We start from the raw sequence: 15,643 nt of genomic DNA on the forward strand, positions 1-15,643 counted from the left end.
CGGGAGGCGCGATGCACCTGTTTCTCGCACAGCTGGTCAACGGCGTGGTCCAGGGCGCCGTGTACGTCCTGGTGGCCATCGGGTTGAGCCTCGTGTTCGGCGTCCTGAAGGTGGTGAACTTCGCCCACGGCGAGTTCTACGTGGTCGGCGGCTTCGCGGCCTACGTCGCCACCACCACCTTCGGGTGGCCGTACTGGCTGGGCGTGGTGCTCGCCGCCGTGGCCGGGCTCGTGGTCGGCGGGGTCGCGGAACGCCTCGCGATCCGGCCGCTGCGCAAGGCCCCCGAGGACTCGGTGTTCCTGTCGACGTTCGGGCTGTCGCTCGTGCTGCTCTACGGCGTCAAGCTGCTCCTCGGCGGCCGGCCGCGCCCGGTGCCGACGTCGTTCGAACGGAACTTCTCCTTCGGTGGCGTCGTCATCAGCTCGCAGCAGATCTTCGTGCTGGTGGTGACGGCCGTGCTCGTCTGCGTGCTCTTCCTTGCGCTGCAACGGTCCTACCTCGGGCTGATGTTGCGTGCGGTGGCGCTCGACCGGTCCACCGGTGCGCTGATGGGACTCAACGTCGAACGGCTGTACTGGGGCGCCTTCGCGGTCGCCGCGGCGCTGGCCGCGGTCGCCGGGGCCGCGGTGGCGCCGATGTTCAGCATCAACCCGTTCTCCGGCCAGGACATCCTGATCACCGCCTTCATCGTCGTGGTCATCGCCGGGCTCGGCAGCCTGCCGGGCGCGGTGATCGTCGGGCTGGGGCTGGGCGTGGCCGAGGCGATGGCCGCCGGGTACCTGCCGGAGGGCAGCAGGCAGTGGGTGCCGTACGTGCTCGTGGTGGCGGTGCTGCTGCTCCGGCCGCAGGGGCTGTTCCCGGGCCGGGGCGTGGCGCGGGCGGTGGCGGCGTGAGCGCGCGGGAGCCGGAACGGTTGTGGGCGCGGCGGTTGCGGTCGGGGGGAACCGGCGCGCTGGTCGCGGCGGTCCTGCTCGCCGTCGGCCTGCTGGCGCCCGTCGTCGCCCCCGGCGACTTCAACCTCGAGCTGATGGAACTGGTCGTCATCTACAGCGTCGTCAGCATGAGCCTGAACCTCATGGTCGGCTACCTCGGATACCTGCCGTTCAGCCAGATCGCGTTCTTCGGCGTCGGCGGCTACGCCGGGGCCATCGTGGCGCAGGGGCTGACCACCAACCTGTGGGCCTGCCTCGGCATCGCGGTCGGCGTCGCCGTGGTGGTCAGCTACGTCATCGGCCGGCTGACCCTGCACCTGCGCGGCCTGTACTTCGCGATCATCACGATGGCGCTCGCCGAGCTCTTCGGGCTGATGGTCACCGATCTCAGCTCGATCACGGGCGGCACCAACGGGATCATCTTCTCCGGGGTGCTGACGCTGCCCCTGCCCGGCGCGACGATCGAGCTCGCGGACTACGAGACCGCCTACACGGTCACCCTGGTCTTCTCGGTGGTCGTGGTCGTGTCGCTCTGGCTGCTCGCGCGGTCCGGGCTCGGCCGGGTGGCGCGCTCGGTGCGCGACAACGAGGCGCTCGCGCGAAGCCTCGGCGTGCGCACGACCGCCCTGAAGCTGGGTGCGTTCGTCCTCGCGTCGGCGGTCGCCGCGGTGGCCGGGGTGCTGTACTTCGCGTACTTCGCGTTCGTCAGTCCCGGCACGTTCGGGCTCCAGGCGTCCCTGTTGCTCCTGCTCATGATCGTCCTCGGCGGCAAGACCTCGTTCTGGACCCCGATGGTCGGCGCCGTCCTGTTCGAGGTGATCCCCAACGTCGTGTCGCTGAGCGACGACGTGAAGTGGTTGCTGTTCGGCGCCGTGATGGTCCTGGTGGTCACGGTGCTGCCCGACGGCATCGGCGGGGCGGCGGCGCGGCTGTACCGCTACGTGCGGGACCGGATCCGCGGGAGGACAGGCCGGCACGAGGAGGAGCTGCTGGCGTGGTTGCGGGCCGCCGTGACCGCGCCCAGCCGGGTCCTCGACGGCTCGGTGGCCCTGGCCGTGCACGGCGTCGGCAAGGACTACGGCGGCGTGCGGGCGTTGGACGAGGTCAGCTTCGAGCTCGGCGCCGGCGGCGAGGTGCTCGGGCTGATCGGGCCGAACGGTTCCGGCAAGACCACGATGTTCAACGTCATCAGCGGGTTCGTGCGCCCGGACCGCGGCCGGGTCGAGCTGGCCGGCACCGACATCAGCGCGCTGCCTCCCGAGCGCATCGCCGGGCTCGGGCTGGTCCGCACCTTCCAGGAGGAGGCGGCGTTCCCCACGCTGACCGTCGCCGACTGCGAGCTGGTGGCGCGTGCGGCGGGCCGCGCGGAGGGCTTCCTCGGCCTGGTGCGGCACGCGATCCGCACGCCCGCGGGGACCGCACCGGGGACGGCGACGGCCGTGGGGGAGCTGTCCCACGGCAGCCAGCGGCTCCTGGCCATCGCGCTGGCATTCGCGTCCGCGCCGTCGGTGATCCTGCTCGACGAGCCCGCCGCCGGCCTCGGACCCGACGAGGCGGAGGCCGTCTCCGCGATGATCCGCCTCGCGAGCGACCACGGCGTCTCCGTCGTGCTCATCGAGCACCACATGGAGATGGTCATGGACGTCTGCGACCGCGTGGTCGTGCTGGGCAGCGGTCGGCAGCTCGCGGCCGGCACGCCGGAGGAGGTCACCTCGGACGCGTCCGTCGTGGACGCCTATCTCGGCTCGTTCGGCCGGCAGGCGGCCACCCAGCCCCAGCAGGAGGTCGGAACGCCATGAGCACACCACTGCTGCAGGTCACCGGGATCACCGCGGGCTACGGCCGCGGCAGCGTCCTGCGGGACCTGACGATCGAGGTGCCGGAACGGTCCGTCGTCGCGGTCATCGGGCCCAACGGGACGGGCAAGACCACCCTCCTGCGCTGCGTCAGCGGCGTGGTGCGGCCGACCGCGGGAACCGTCGCCCTGGCCGGGGAGCACATCCACCGGTTGCGCCCCAACGCGATCGTCGCCCGCGGGATCGCCCACGTGCCGCAGGGCCGGCAGCTCTTCGGAACCCTCACCGTCGCCGAGAACCTGCGCCTCGGCGGGCACGCCGCGCGGCACCGCGACGACCTGGACCGCCGCATGGCCGAGCTCTGTGAGACGTTCCCCATCGTCGCCGAGCGGCGCGACGCCCTGGCGGGAACGCTCTCCGGCGGGCAGCAGCAGATGGTCGCGATCGCGCGCGGGCTGATGTCCGATCCCCGGCTGCTGCTGCTCGACGAGCCGTCGGTCGGTCTCGCCCCGACCGTGATCGACGACGTCGCGAAGCTCGTGGCCGGGTTGCGGGAGAGCGGGCGGACGGTCCTGCTCAGCGAGCAGAACGTGCCGCTGGCGCTGGCCCTCGCCGACCACGTGTACGTCATCGCCCAGGGGTCGGTGATCGCGCACGGCGCACCGGGGGAGATCGGCGACATGGCGGAGATCCGGCGCGCCTTCCTCGGGATGGCCGCGCCGGAGGGGAGCCCCGCGTGAGCGGTACCTGGTTCGGGTTGCTGCTCGGCAGCCAGCGGAAGGCGGCGGCGTCGTTGTACGCGACGGTGCGCACGGAGGCGTCGGCCGCGCTGGAGGCGGGGATGCGCGTGCTGGTCGCGCCCGAGCACCTGCACGCGGAGCCCTACGCCATGCTGCGGCCCTGGCCGCTCCTGGCCGCGCTGCGTGCGGACCTCGGCGAGTTCGCCGCCGTCGGCTCGGTGATCGCGGGGCTCACCTCCGTGACACAGCTGGCCGGGGACCTCGCCACCGTCGGGTCGATCGGCACCGGCCCGGTCGGTGTCGCACTGGCGGCGGGCTACCGGGCCGACGACTTCGCCGCGGCCGGCCGGTCCCACGAGGACCGGTTCCGGCTCCGGGCGGCGATGCGCCGGGACCTGGTGGCGCGGGAAGTGTTGCCCGCACACCTGCTCTGGTCGGCCGCCGGCACCGTCACGGCGGCTCGTCAGGCCACAGTGGACGGTGCGGTCTGGTACGGCGCGCCGTCGGTCGCGATCGAGACGCACCGCCGGATCACCGACGCCGCCGGCCGCGGGGTGCTGCGGTGCGACGTGCTGCTGGGGGCGACCGGGGCCGACGTCCGGCGCGGCTGGGAGCGCTACGTCGCGCCCAAGTACGGCGCGCTGTCCGACTGGGGCTACTCCGGCGGCTCCGGCGCGGTGCTCGCCGGTACCGCCGAGCAGGTGGCGGATCGCCTGGCAGCCGTGCTCGCGGAGGTGGACCCGGCCGGCATCGTCGTCCGGCTGTGCTGGCCCGACATGGACGGGCCGACCGCGGCCGAGCACGTGCGCGACTTCGGTGCACGGGTGCTGCCCCGGCTGGCGAGCGTGACCGGAGTGCTCGAACCACCGTCCACAGGGAGAGATCGATGGACCTCGCGTATCTGATCCGGCGTGCCGCACGCCAGTTCCCCGACGCGCCCGCGGTGGCGGACCGGAGCACGCTCCGGCCGCTGGCCGACGTGGTGGACCGGGCCGAGCGGTTCGCGAACTCCCTGGACGCGCTGGGCGTCCCCGAGGGCGCGCCGGTCGGGGTCCTCATGGAGAACCGGATCGAGTACCCGGAGGTCGACCTCGGGCTCGCGCTCGGCCGGCGGGTCCGCGTCGCGTTGAACAGCCGGCTGCACCGCGACGACTTCCGGTACGCGCTGAACGACTGCGACGCCAGGGCGCTGGTCCACTCGGCCGCGTTCGCCGAGGACGCCGCCGCGCTCGCCGACGAGCTGGGCCTGGTCGCGATCAACCTCGACGAGCCGCAGTCCGGCGAGCGGAGCTACCGCCGGCTGGTCGCGGAGGCGTCGGCGACGCCGGTGGTGCGGTCGGGCGAGGGCGAGGACCCGGCCTGGATCAGCTACACCTCCGGCACCACCGGACGGCCCAAGGGCGTCGTGCTCAGCCACCGCGCCGTGGCGCAGGTGGCGTTCAACCTGTTGCTGGAGCTGGGTCCGGTCGACCGGGGCGAGCGCACGGTGCTGACCCAGCCGCTCTCGCACGGCGCGGGCTACTTCGTGCTCCCGCAGCTGATCGCCGGTGGCGGGGTCTACGTGATGTCCGGTTTCGACGCCGACGAGGTCGTCCGGGCGTCCACGCTGCCCGGGGTGACGACGCTGAAGGCCGTGCCCGCGATGTTCCCCCGGCTGCTGGACGTCTGCGACGGCGGGCGCACCCCGTTCGGCTACCGGACGGTGATCTACGGCGCCGCCCCGATGCCGGGCCCTGTCCTGGAACGCGCGCTCGATCGGCTCGGGCCGGTGCTCGTGCAGATCTACGGCCAGTCGGAGGCGCCGGTCACGCTGACCTGCCTGCACAAGGAGGACCACGCGCGGCCGGGCGAGCACCGGGGCTCAGCGGGCCGGCCGTGGCGCTCGGTGGCTCTGCAAGTGCGGGACCCCGACGGGGCGCCGGTGCCGACGGGCGAGATCGGGGAGGTGACCATCCGAGGGTCCCACCACATGAGCGGGTACCACAACCTCGCCGAGGCCACGGCCGACGTGGTGCGGGACGGCTGGATCTGGACCAGGGACATGGGCCGCGTCGACGAGCTCGGATACGTGCACCTGGTCGGCCGGAAGGACGAGATGATCAACTCCGGCGGGTTCAACATCTCGCCGCGCGAGGTGGAGCACGTCCTGCAGAACCACCCCGCGGTCGAGGAGTGCGTGGTCGTCGGGTTGCCCGACGACCACTGGGGCACGGCGGTGAACGCCCTGGTGCGCCTCAACACCGGCGCGGAGGTCACGGCCGACGAGCTGCTCGCCTTCGCCCGGCCGCGCCTGACCTTCCGCACCCCGAAACGCCTGCTGCTCACCGAGGGCATACCCAGGAACCCCTACGGCAAGGTCGACCGCGCGCGGGTGATCAGCGCGCTGGCGGAACCGAACGGAGTCGTCGATGACGCGCACAGCTGAACGGCTCGCCGAACGCGCCCGCGGCACGGTGGGCGAGGACGAGTACGAGGCCCTTCGCGCACTGACGTTGACGAACATCGCCGCCGCGGCGGGCGAGCGGGGCTCCATGGCCGAACTCGCGCGGCGGCTGCCGCTGGACGCCGGGCAATCCCCGGGCGAGGCCGCGTTCCAGTTCGCCGCCCAGCTGCACGCGCGGACGCAGGACGACTTCTTCCCCGAGGGCCGGGTGCACGTGGGGGCGATCGTGCTCGCCGCCACCCTCGCGCTGGCGGAGGAGGCGGGGGACCGGACCCTCGACTGTCTCGCCGCGGGCTACCGGGTCATGTGCGACGTCTCCGCGTCGTACTCCACCGAGGCCCAGCGGGCGGGCCTGCGACCGTCCGGGGTCTTCGGGCCCTTCGGCGCCGCCGCCGCGGCGGCGACGGCGCTCTCGTTCTCACCCGCCGAGACCGTGAACGCGATCGCGCTCGCGGCGGCGGCGTGCGGCGGCCACAACCAGGCGTGGATCTCCAGCACCGACGAGTGGATCCTCGAGGTGGGTGCCGCCGCGAGGGCCGGCGTGGAGGCCGCCCTGTTCACCCGTGCCGGCGCCCGTGCCGCGCCGGAGGCGTTCGAGGGGGCCGCCGGCTGGGCCGCGGCCCACTTCCGCGAGCCGGGCGCCGGCGCGCTCGCCCGCCACGTGGCCGGGCCCGTCACCGACGCCCGGGTCGTGGCGGTCAAGCCGTACCCCGTCAGCGGTATCGCGCAGGTGGCCACCGACCTGGCCTGCGGGCTGCACACCGCGCTCGCCGGGCGTCGCCCGAGCGCGGTGCGGGTCCGGCTGTCCGCGATCGAGTCGGCGTACCCGGGTTCGGCCAACACCGGCCCGTTCACGTCCCGGTCCGGGGCATTGATGAGCGTGGCGTTCTGTGTCGCGTGTGGACTGCTCGACGGCCGGGTCCGGCTGGACCGGCTGGAGAACCCGGGAACCGACGACCTGCGCGAGCTGCTCGCGGTGGTGGACATGGCGGCCGATACCGAGCTGCCCGAGAACGAGTCGAGAGTCGAGGTGGACGTGGACGGCGTGACCCTCGTACGGACCGGGCGAGCGGCGGACCTGCTCTTCCCGGGCTGGCCGGCACTGCGCGCGGACACCGAGGCCCTCGCCCGGCGCAGCGAGGCGGACCCGGGCGTCGTGGCGGACGCCGCCGCCGAGCTGGGGCGCGCGCGGCCGGACGCGGTGGTGCTGCGCCGGTTGCTGTCCGCGCCCCGGCCGACCGCTCCACAGTCGACACCACAGCGGGCCGAGGTCGCGTCGTGACCGGCGTCGAGGTGGCGGGGGTCGGCATGCACCCGTTCGGTCGCTTCCCCGAGAAGGCGTTGAAGGACCTGGTGCGCGAGTCCACCGCGCGGGCACTCGCGGACGCCGGCATCGGGATCCGGGACGTGCAGGCCGTGTACGCCTCCAACGGCATGGCCGGCCTGTTGCAGGGCCAGGAACAGATCCGCGGCCAGTCGGCGCTGCGCGACATCGGCATCGAACGGGTTCCGATCGTCAACATCGACAACGCCTGCGCCGGCGGGTCGAGCGCCTTCCGCGAGGCGGTGCTCGCCATCCGCGCGGGCGCGGCCGACACCGTGCTCGCCGTCGGGTTCGAGAAGATGTTCGTCGCCGACCGCGACCGCTCGCTGGCCGCGTTGGAGACCGCGGCGGACATCGAGCTCACCGGCGGCCTCGGTCTCCAGTTCACCGCCATCTACGCCATGCGGCTGCGCAAGCGGATCGACGCCGGCCTGCTGCGCGAGCGGGACCTCGTCGACGTCACGGTGAAGAACCACTACAACGGCTCGCTGAACCCGAACGCCCAGCACCGCAAGCCCGTCACCCCCGAGCAGATCCTCGAGTCGCGCCCGATCGCCGACCCGCTGACCCTGTTGATGTGCAGCTCCTTCAGCGACGGTGCCGCGGCGGTCGTGCTGCGCAGGGCCGGCACCGGCACCGTCGAGGGCCGGCCGCGGGTCCGCGTCGCCGCGGCGGCCGCCGCCTCGGGCTACACGGCGGGACCGGAGGACGACCTCCCGTCCACCGCCACCACCTGCGCGACCTCCGCGTACGAGCAGGCCGGGCTGGGTCCGGACGCGGTCGACGTGGTCGAGGTGCACGACGCGATGGCCCCCGGCGAGCTGCTGTACTACGAGCAACTCGGCCTGTGCGAGGTGGGGCAGGCCGGCGACCTGCTCGCCTCCGGCGCCACCGCGATCACCGGCCGGATCCCCGTAAATCCCAGCGGTGGCCTGTCCGCCCGGGGCCATCCCGTGGGCGCCACCGGGCTCGCCCAGCTGTGCGAGCTGGTGTGGCAGCTGCGCGGCGAGGCCGGTGCCCGGCAGAGCAACCAGCCGCGCGTCGCCCTCGCGCAGAACAGCGGCGGCTGGCTGTCGGGCGAACCCGCCGCCTGCAACGTACACATCCTGGAACGGGTGGACGCATGGACGTGAGACGCGTGGACCTGGCGAAGGTGTTGGCCGTGACGCCGTTCCCCCAACGGCCGCGGCTCGACCACGAGGCGGGCCGGCTGGTGGGGACCCGGTGCGGGAACTGCGGCGCGGTGTCCTGGCCGGGACGTCCGGTCTGCCAGCGGTGCGGCGCGGTCGACGCCCGGGAGATCGCGCTGTCCGACGAGGGCACGCTGATCACCTACACCACGGTGTGGGTGCGGCGGCCGGGGCTGCCGACGCCCTACGTGCTGGGCCAGGTCGACCTGGCCGACGGCGTCCGGATCTTCGCGCACGGCAGGGGCCTCACCGAGGAGCACCGCGTGCCGCTGCCGGTCCGCCTGGTGCTGCTCGACGACCCCGACGCCGTGCCGCCGTTCGTCTTCGAACCGAGGGAGAACCGATGACAGCCGACCTGGCGGTGGACCGCGAGGCACTGCTCGCCGCCGTCCGCGACTTCGCCGAGCGGGAGATCGCGCCCCGCGTCGGCGCGTACGACCGCGAGGAGAGGTTCCCGGTCGAGCTCGTCCGCGAGGTCGCCGGGCTCGGCTGGCTCGGCGCCGTGATCGACCCCCGCTACGGCGGGCTGGGCCTGGACTGGCTGACCTTCACGCAGCTGATCGAGGAGGTCTCCCGGACCTGCCACATCATCGGCCTGGCGATTTCGATGCCCAGCGGGCTCGTCGGCGCCGGCATCCTTCGCTACGGGACCGAGGAACAGAAGCAGCGCTGGATCGCGCCCCTGGTGAGAGGCGAGTCGTTCGCGGGCGCCGGGGTCACCGAACCCGGCGGAGGGACCGACGTGGCCAGCATGACCACCCGGTGCCGCCGGGAGGGCGACGAGTACGTGATCAACGGGGCGAAGGCGTGGATCAGCATGCTCGACACAGCAGACTGGTTCCTCACCTTCGCCACCCTCGACCCCGCCAAGGGCCGCGACGGGGTCTGCGCGTTCGTGGTGGAGCGCGACCGGGCCGGCCTGACCACGTCGCCGTACCGGAACAAGCTGGGCTTCCGGCCGCTCGCCACGGGCGATCTGGTGCTCGACGAGGTCCGGGTGCCGGTCGGGAACCGCATCGGCGCGGAGGGCGAGGGCTACCGGGTCGCCATGGCGGCGGTCGAGACCGGGCGGCTGTCGGTCGCGGCGCGCGCCCTCGGGTTGGCGCAGGCCAGCCTGGACGCGTCGGTCTCCTACGCCAGGCTCCGGCACGTCCTCGGTCAGGAGATCGGCCGGTTCCAGCTCGTGCAGTCCATGATCACGGACATGGTCGTCGGCGTGGAGGGAGCCCGGCAGCTGCTCTACGAGCTGGCGAGGGACCGCGACGCGGGCGTGGCCCGGCCCCGGCGCAGGGCGAGCCTGGCCAAGATGCACGCCAGCGACGTCGCGATGGCCGCGGCCACCAGCGCGGTGCAGATCCACGGTGCCTACGGGATCTCCGAGGACTACCCCGTCGCCCGGTACTTCCGGGACGCCAAGGTGTTCCAGATCGTCGAGGGCAACAACCAGTTGCACCGCGGCATGGTTGCCGAGTACGCCCTCGGCTACCGGGACCCCGACCGCTGAGCCGGCGACATGTCCAGCACCTTCGTCCAGCAGAGCCGCCGGGTCGTCACCGGTGAGGGCGCGCTCGACCGGTTGCCGGCCGAGCTGGCGGCCTGCGGGATCAACCGCGCCCTGGTGATCTGCGGTCCGCACGTCGCGGCCGGCCCGGCGCTGGCTTTGGTCGAGGCCGCCGCCGGCCCGGCCCTGGCCGCCCGCTTCGACCGCTGCTCCGGCAACGCCCCGCTCGGGGTCGTGGACGAGATCGTGCGGGAGGCCCGAGAGTCCCAGGTGGACGGTCTGGTCAGCGTCGGGGGCGGCAGCGTGCACGACGCCGCCAAGGGCGCGTCCGTGTTGCTCGGCGAGGGCGGGCGACTGGCCGACCACGCCACGAGGTTCGTGCCGCCGGACCAGCTCGTCGTCCCTCCGCTCCGCGGCCGGCGAATCCCGATCGTCGCGATCGGCACGACGTTGTCGGCGTCGGAGGCGACGATCTCGGCCGGGTTCGCCGATCCGGCCACCCGCACCAAGATCGTCGTGGTCGACGCGGCCGCACCGGTGCGCTCGGTGATCCTCGACCCGCGGCTCGCCGCCACCACGCCGCGTGCGGTGCTCGCGGCCTCGGCCGGCAACGCGCTCAACCACTGCGTGGAGGCGATCCTCTCGCGTGGCCACGGCCCGATGACCGACGCGCTCGCGAGCTCCGCGTTGCGCCTCCTGACCGAGTCCGCCGCGGACGCGGTCGGTGGTGACCTCGCGGCGCTGGCCGCCTGCCAGGTCGGCGCCTACCTGTCCGGGTTGGCGATGCCCGCCGAAGGGCTGGGCGTCAACCACGCGGTGTGCCACGTCCTCGGGGTCCACGGCGCAGGGCACGGCGCGGCCAACTCCGCGATGCTTGTCCACGGCATGCGCTTCAACGAACCGTACACAGCGGACCGGCAGCCGGTCCTGGCCGGAGCGATGCCGGCGACCGGGCTCGGCGTGAACGAGTCCGTGCGGGCACTGCTCGACGAGATCGGCGCGCCGACGCGGCTGCGGGAGGTGGGGGTCGATCGCGACGCGATGCCGGAGATCGCGGCGCTGGCGCTGCACGATCGGCACATGTTCGCCAACCCCCGGCCGGTGCACGATGCGAAGGAGCTGGAAGAACTGCTGCGGGAGGCATGGTGAGCGAGCTCGTCGAACGCTTCCAGGCCGGGGACGTGCGGGCACTGGCCCGCGCGATCAGCCTGGTCGAGCGCGCCGACCCCGACGCCGCCACCCTGCTCGCGGACCTGCGGGCGGTCGCCGGCCCGCAGCCACCCAGGGTCGGGGTCACGGGAGCCCCGGGCGCCGGGAAGTCCACCCTGCTCGGCGCCATGATCCGGGTCGCGCGGCGCGACAAGCGCAGCGTCGCGGTGCTGGCCGTCGATCCCAGCTCGCCGTTCTCCGGCGGTGCGCTGCTGGGCGACCGGCTTCGCATGGACGAGCACCTGCTGGATCCCGGCGTCTACGTCCGCAGCATGGGCGCGCGCGGGCAGCTCGGCGGCCTGGCACCCGGCGCCGCCGAGGCGGCGTGGTTGCTGGGCGCGCACGGCTTCGCCGAGGTACTGGTGGAGACGGTCGGCACCGGACAGTCGGAGCTGGACCTGCCGTCCCTGGTCGACACCACCGTCCTGGTGCTCAACCCGAACGCCGGCGACGCGATCCAGCTGGAGAAGGCGGGAGTCCTCGAGGTCGCCGACGTGTACGTGGTCAACAAGACCGACCTGCCCGGCGCCGACCGGCTCGTCCGGGATCTCCACACGATGCTCGGCCTCGGCACCTGCGGTTCCTGGGTGCCCAGGGTGGTCGCCACCGTGGCCAACCGGCCGGACGGCTCCGTCGAGCAGGTGTGGGACGCCGTTCGCGAGCACCGTGCCTTCCTGGCGGACCACCCCGAGGGCCGGGCCTTGGCGGCCGGCAAGGTCCGCGAGTCGGCGGCGGCGCTCGTGGCGGCCCGCGCCCGAGCGTGGGCGCTGGCCGCGTGCGAGCGGGACGGCTCCCTCACTGCGGTGGACGGGCGGCGTTCGCCCCACGTCATCGCCGACCGGCTGCTGGAACTCGCCGGGTGCCGGGCCGGGGAGCACACAAGCAATCACCACGTCAGGGGAAGGCAGGCATGACAACAGTCGACGAACCCGACGAGATCGCTGCTCGACACGACCGGTGGCTGGCCGAGCATGACGACGAGCTCGCCGAGGGCTGGACGAAGGACTTCCAGACCTCCAGCGGGATCCCCGTCAAGCCGCTCTACACGCCGCAGGACCTGGCCGAGCGGGGCTGGTCCTACAACCGCGAGCTCGGTTTCCCCGGAGAGGAGCCCTACACCCGGGGGTTCACGCCGGGCGGCTACCGGGCGCAGCTGTGGAAGATGGAGATGTACGCGGGCTTCGGCTCGGCGGAGGACGCCAACGCGAGGTACCGGTATCTCATCGAGCAGGGCAGTACCGGCGGGGTGTCGATCGCCCTGGACCTGCCGACCCAGATCGGGCTCGACTCCGACGACGAGATGGCGCGCGCGGAGGCCGGCCAGATGGGCGTGGCGCTCTCGTCGTTCGCCGACGTGGAGCGGATGTTCGACGGGATCCCCCTGGAGAAGGTCGGGCACATCTTCACCACGGCCAACGCGATCGGCCCGATCGCGGCGGCGTGGTTCCTGACCCTGGCGGAGAAGCAGGGCATCTCGCCGTCGAGCTTCGCCGTGCAGATCCAGAACGACCCGATCAAGGAGTACATCGCCCGCGGCACCCAGTTCCTGCCGATCGAGGCCGCCGTGCGCCTGGCCACCGACATGCTCGCCTACGTCAACCAGGAGGCGCCGACCTGGCTGCCGATCAGCGTTTCCGGGTCGCACATGAAGCAGGCGGGCTCCACGTGCGTGCAGGAGGCGGCGTTCACCATCTGCAACGGGATCGCCTACGTCGAGACGTGCCTGGCCAAGGGCATGCGCATCGACGACTTCGGCAGCAGCATCGAGCTGCACTTCTGCACGGAGATGGACTTCTTCGAGGAGATCGCGAAGTACCGGTCCGTGCGGGCGGTCTGGGCGCAGCTGGTGCGCGAGCGGTTCGGCGGCACGACCGCGAAGGCGCAGCACTTCCGGCTGCACGCCGCCACCTCCGGCCGACCGCTCACCGCCCAGCAGCCGCTGAACAACATCTCGCGGATCACCCTGCAGATCCTGGCGCAGGTCCTCGGTGGCTGCGAGCAGACCCGGACGGCATCCTTCGACGAGGCGCTGGGCATCCCGACCGAAGAGGCCGCGCGCACGTCGATCCGGGCCAACCAGGTGATCGCCTACGAGACCGGTGTTCCGTACACAGTGGACCCGCTCGCCGGCTCGTACTACGTGGAGTCCCTCACGCACGAGTTCCGCCGGCGCATCTGGGACGAGATCGACCGCGTCGACAAGATGGGCGGAGCCGTGGAAGCCACGCGGCAGGGCTACTTCCAGCAGCACCTCGCCGACGGCGCCTACCGCGACCAGGTCCAGGTCGACTCCGGCGAGAAGGTCATCGTGGGCGTGAACAAGTTCCAGCTGGACGAGGAGCCGTCGCTGCCGGTGTTCGAGGTGGACCAGGCCGGCATCGACCGGCAGATCGCGCGGCTGGACCAGCTCCGTCGCGACCGGGACGGTTCGGCTGTCGCGCGTTCGCTGCGCCGGCTCGCCGAGGTGTGCGCCACGGACGAGAACGTGATGCCCGCGGTGCTCGACTGCGTGCGGAACTACGCCACCACTGGTGAGATAGCCGGAGTGTGGCGGTCGGTCTTCGGTGACTACCGATCGGAGATGACTCGACTGTGAACACGCCCCCCATCCGGGTAGTGGTGAGCAAGATCGGACTCGACGGCCACGACCGCGGTGCGAAGGTGATCGCCCGCGGCCTGCGCGACGCCGGGATGGAGGTCATCTACACCGGGCTGCGCCGCCGCCCCGACGAGCTCGCGGAGATCGTGTTGCAGGAGGACGCGCAGGTCATCGGCCTGAGCATCCTCTCGGGAGCCGTGGTGCCCCTCAGCGCGGCGATGGTCGACGCGCTGCGGGCCCGCGGCCTCGAGGACGTCTTGGTGCTCGTGGGCGGCATCGTGCCCCCCGCGGTGCGCGATCAGCTGCGCGAACTGGGCATCGAGGGCGCCTTCGGCCCCGGCACCGCCATCGAGGAGATCGTCCGATTCACTCGAGAGCGTGTCCGCCGCTAACCTGACAACGCCACCCTCGAACCGTCCGAGGTCTGGCGATCCCGTTAGTCGTGCCCGTCAAGGTGCTTCATTGATTCGTCGTTTGTAGGTGGAGGGAGTCTCCCGCAGTGCCTGGCGAAGGATCGAGCGAACGCCCCGACGTCGTCGAACCCCACGGCGATGGACACCTGTACGGGCAGGTGTGCGGGTTGCTACAGCAGTTGCCGCGGGCGCCGGAGCAGCCGTTTCCCGGCGCAGCCAGCGAGGCGGAGCTGACCGACCTTGCTCGCAGACTGAAGACCGGCCTGCCCGAGGACCTGGCTGCCTGGCTACGGGTCTGCAAGGGAGAGGCGATCGGGCCTGGCGGGGTCTTCGGCGCTCGACCTGACAACGAGGCAAACGACATGGCCGCCCGGCTTGCGCTGTACCCGCAATGGCGATCCAAGGGATGGTTGCCGGTGGCCGGGGACGGATGCGGCAACTGCTACGTGCTACTCACAGCCGGCCCGCTGACCGGCTTCGTCGCCTTCGTCGACACCGCAGACGCCCCCGCCCGTCTCGACTACGTCGTCGCCACGAGGCTCTGGCGGTTTCTTCTCTTCCTGTTCAGACGTGAACTCGGCGCATCCGGATGGCCATTCGACCCCCGGGCAGTCCTGGCCGAAGACCCCGGCCTCGCCAAAGCCCCGACCGAACTCCTCCCGTGGAGCGACCGCTGACCGGCGTCCAGCAATCGCGACGCCCGGCGTCGTCCAGTGGCAGGGTGGCCCCGGTCACCTGATCCGTCCTCGCGGCGTCGATCGATCGGAGTGGGTGCTCTGGCACTCCTTGGAGCCGGGTGGGGTCGCGCCTGGACGCGACCAGCGCGGCTATCCGCGCGATGATCTCTTCGCTGTCCCGCGTCGGCCCCCTCAGGTGGCTGCCTGCGGGAGCCTGGGCACGATACGAATCTGATTCGCGTGCTCGAAACAACAAACAAGGGCCCGTAAACGGCTCCCAGCGTCGGACTAACGCAGGCCTCACCCGACCATGGACCACCGACGTCGGCGGGCAACCAGCACTGATTTTCAGCCCTCAACGGGCCTCCCACCAGGGGAGGACCTGACTGACGCCGATGGCGGGTTGATCAGACCCACCCCAACTGATCTCTCCGTGCTTATCCGGTAACGCGCGGCCTATATCTAATTCCAGCCGATATCCGTGGCTTGGTTATGGTCGCCGTCCTTGACTTGTGGCAAGGTGGCACGTGACACCGGTCTGTTTGAGGGCGGGTCTGCTAATGGTTCCGTTGGAGCTGGTGCGGCTGCCGTCGTTGATGGCGCTGACCAGCGGTATGGACGAGGTCGTCGTCGGCTTGCTCGACGGGCCCGTTGCCATGGGCCATCCCGCTTTTGCCAACGGTCGCATCCGGGTGCTTTCCGGGGTTGCGGGGGGCGGGTGCGTCCTGTCCGACAGTGCGGCCTGCCAGCATGGAACATTTGTCGCCGGCATTCTGGCGGCGGGCAGGGACGGTGCGGCACCGGCGATTTGTCCCGATT

Annotated in this window: 14 protein-coding genes and 1 pseudogene; all 15 read left to right on the forward strand. The window is 72.2% G+C overall.

All coding sequences use genetic code 11. The features are described 5' to 3' along the window. The first annotated feature begins 11 nt into the window (after nucleotides 1–11). The gene (locus VGD70_RS03860) at nucleotides 12–893 is read left to right on the forward strand and encodes a branched-chain amino acid ABC transporter permease (RefSeq protein WP_331078168.1); all 882 of its coding nucleotides are present in this window, start codon (nucleotides 12–14) and stop codon (nucleotides 891–893) included. Beyond that, the gene (locus VGD70_RS03865; protein ID WP_331078169.1) at nucleotides 890–2,731 is read left to right on the forward strand and encodes a branched-chain amino acid ABC transporter ATP-binding protein/permease; all 1,842 of its coding nucleotides are present in this window, start codon (nucleotides 890–892) and stop codon (nucleotides 2,729–2,731) included. Before VGD70_RS03860 ends, VGD70_RS03865 begins: the two co-directional genes overlap by 4 nt. Continuing rightward, nucleotides 2,728–3,468 carry an ABC transporter ATP-binding protein gene (locus VGD70_RS03870; RefSeq protein WP_331078171.1) on the forward strand — a complete coding sequence of 247 codons (741 nt, stop codon included), beginning with the start codon at nucleotides 2,728–2,730 and terminating at the stop codon, nucleotides 3,466–3,468. Before VGD70_RS03865 ends, VGD70_RS03870 begins: the two co-directional genes overlap by 4 nt. After that, nucleotides 3,465–4,373 (forward strand): hypothetical protein, encoded by a 909-nt coding sequence (locus tag VGD70_RS03875; RefSeq protein WP_331078173.1) that lies wholly within the window; start codon nucleotides 3,465–3,467, stop codon nucleotides 4,371–4,373. Before VGD70_RS03870 ends, VGD70_RS03875 begins: the two co-directional genes overlap by 4 nt. Next, a complete protein-coding gene (locus VGD70_RS03880; RefSeq protein ID WP_331078174.1) occupies nucleotides 4,355–5,893 on the forward strand; it encodes an AMP-binding protein in 1,539 nt (512 codons plus the stop codon). Before VGD70_RS03875 ends, VGD70_RS03880 begins: the two co-directional genes overlap by 19 nt. After that, the gene (locus tag VGD70_RS03885; RefSeq protein WP_331078176.1) at nucleotides 5,877–7,193 is read left to right on the forward strand and encodes an MmgE/PrpD family protein; all 1,317 of its coding nucleotides are present in this window, start codon (nucleotides 5,877–5,879) and stop codon (nucleotides 7,191–7,193) included. Before VGD70_RS03880 ends, VGD70_RS03885 begins: the two co-directional genes overlap by 17 nt. Next, entirely contained in the window at nucleotides 7,190–8,368 is a 1,179-nt protein-coding gene (locus VGD70_RS03890; RefSeq protein ID WP_331078178.1) for a thiolase family protein, read from the forward strand. Before VGD70_RS03885 ends, VGD70_RS03890 begins: the two co-directional genes overlap by 4 nt. Then, nucleotides 8,359–8,772: a Zn-ribbon domain-containing OB-fold protein gene (locus VGD70_RS03895; protein ID WP_331078180.1), complete on the forward strand. Its 414-nt coding sequence runs from the start codon at nucleotides 8,359–8,361 to the stop codon at nucleotides 8,770–8,772. Before VGD70_RS03890 ends, VGD70_RS03895 begins: the two co-directional genes overlap by 10 nt. Then, a complete protein-coding gene (locus tag VGD70_RS03900; protein ID WP_331078181.1) occupies nucleotides 8,769–9,929 on the forward strand; it encodes an acyl-CoA dehydrogenase family protein in 1,161 nt (386 codons plus the stop codon). Before VGD70_RS03895 ends, VGD70_RS03900 begins: the two co-directional genes overlap by 4 nt. 9 nt (nucleotides 9,930–9,938) lie before the next feature. Next, the gene (locus VGD70_RS03905) at nucleotides 9,939–11,075 is read left to right on the forward strand and encodes an iron-containing alcohol dehydrogenase family protein (RefSeq protein WP_331078183.1); all 1,137 of its coding nucleotides are present in this window, start codon (nucleotides 9,939–9,941) and stop codon (nucleotides 11,073–11,075) included. Then, nucleotides 11,072–12,049, forward strand: a complete 978-nt coding sequence (meaB, locus tag VGD70_RS03910) for a methylmalonyl Co-A mutase-associated GTPase MeaB (protein ID WP_331078185.1) — start codon at nucleotides 11,072–11,074, stop codon at nucleotides 12,047–12,049. The genes VGD70_RS03905 and meaB overlap by 4 nt, the downstream gene beginning before the upstream one ends. Next, entirely contained in the window at nucleotides 12,046–13,731 is a 1,686-nt protein-coding gene (locus VGD70_RS03915) for an acyl-CoA mutase large subunit family protein (protein WP_331078187.1), read from the forward strand. Before meaB ends, VGD70_RS03915 begins: the two co-directional genes overlap by 4 nt. 23 nt (nucleotides 13,732–13,754) lie before the next feature. Next, a complete protein-coding gene (locus tag VGD70_RS03920; RefSeq protein WP_331078189.1) occupies nucleotides 13,755–14,126 on the forward strand; it encodes a cobalamin B12-binding domain-containing protein in 372 nt (123 codons plus the stop codon). 107 nt (nucleotides 14,127–14,233) lie between these two features. Then, a complete protein-coding gene (locus VGD70_RS03925) occupies nucleotides 14,234–14,824 on the forward strand; it encodes an SMI1/KNR4 family protein (protein ID WP_331078191.1) in 591 nt (196 codons plus the stop codon). Nucleotides 14,825–15,393: 569 nt separating this feature from the next. Then, nucleotides 15,394–15,643, forward strand: a pseudogene (locus VGD70_RS03930) (hypothetical protein); the annotation flags it as partial.

Source organism: Actinophytocola sp. (assembly GCF_036402745.1).
Taxonomy (GTDB): domain Bacteria; phylum Actinomycetota; class Actinomycetes; order Mycobacteriales; family Pseudonocardiaceae; genus Actinophytocola.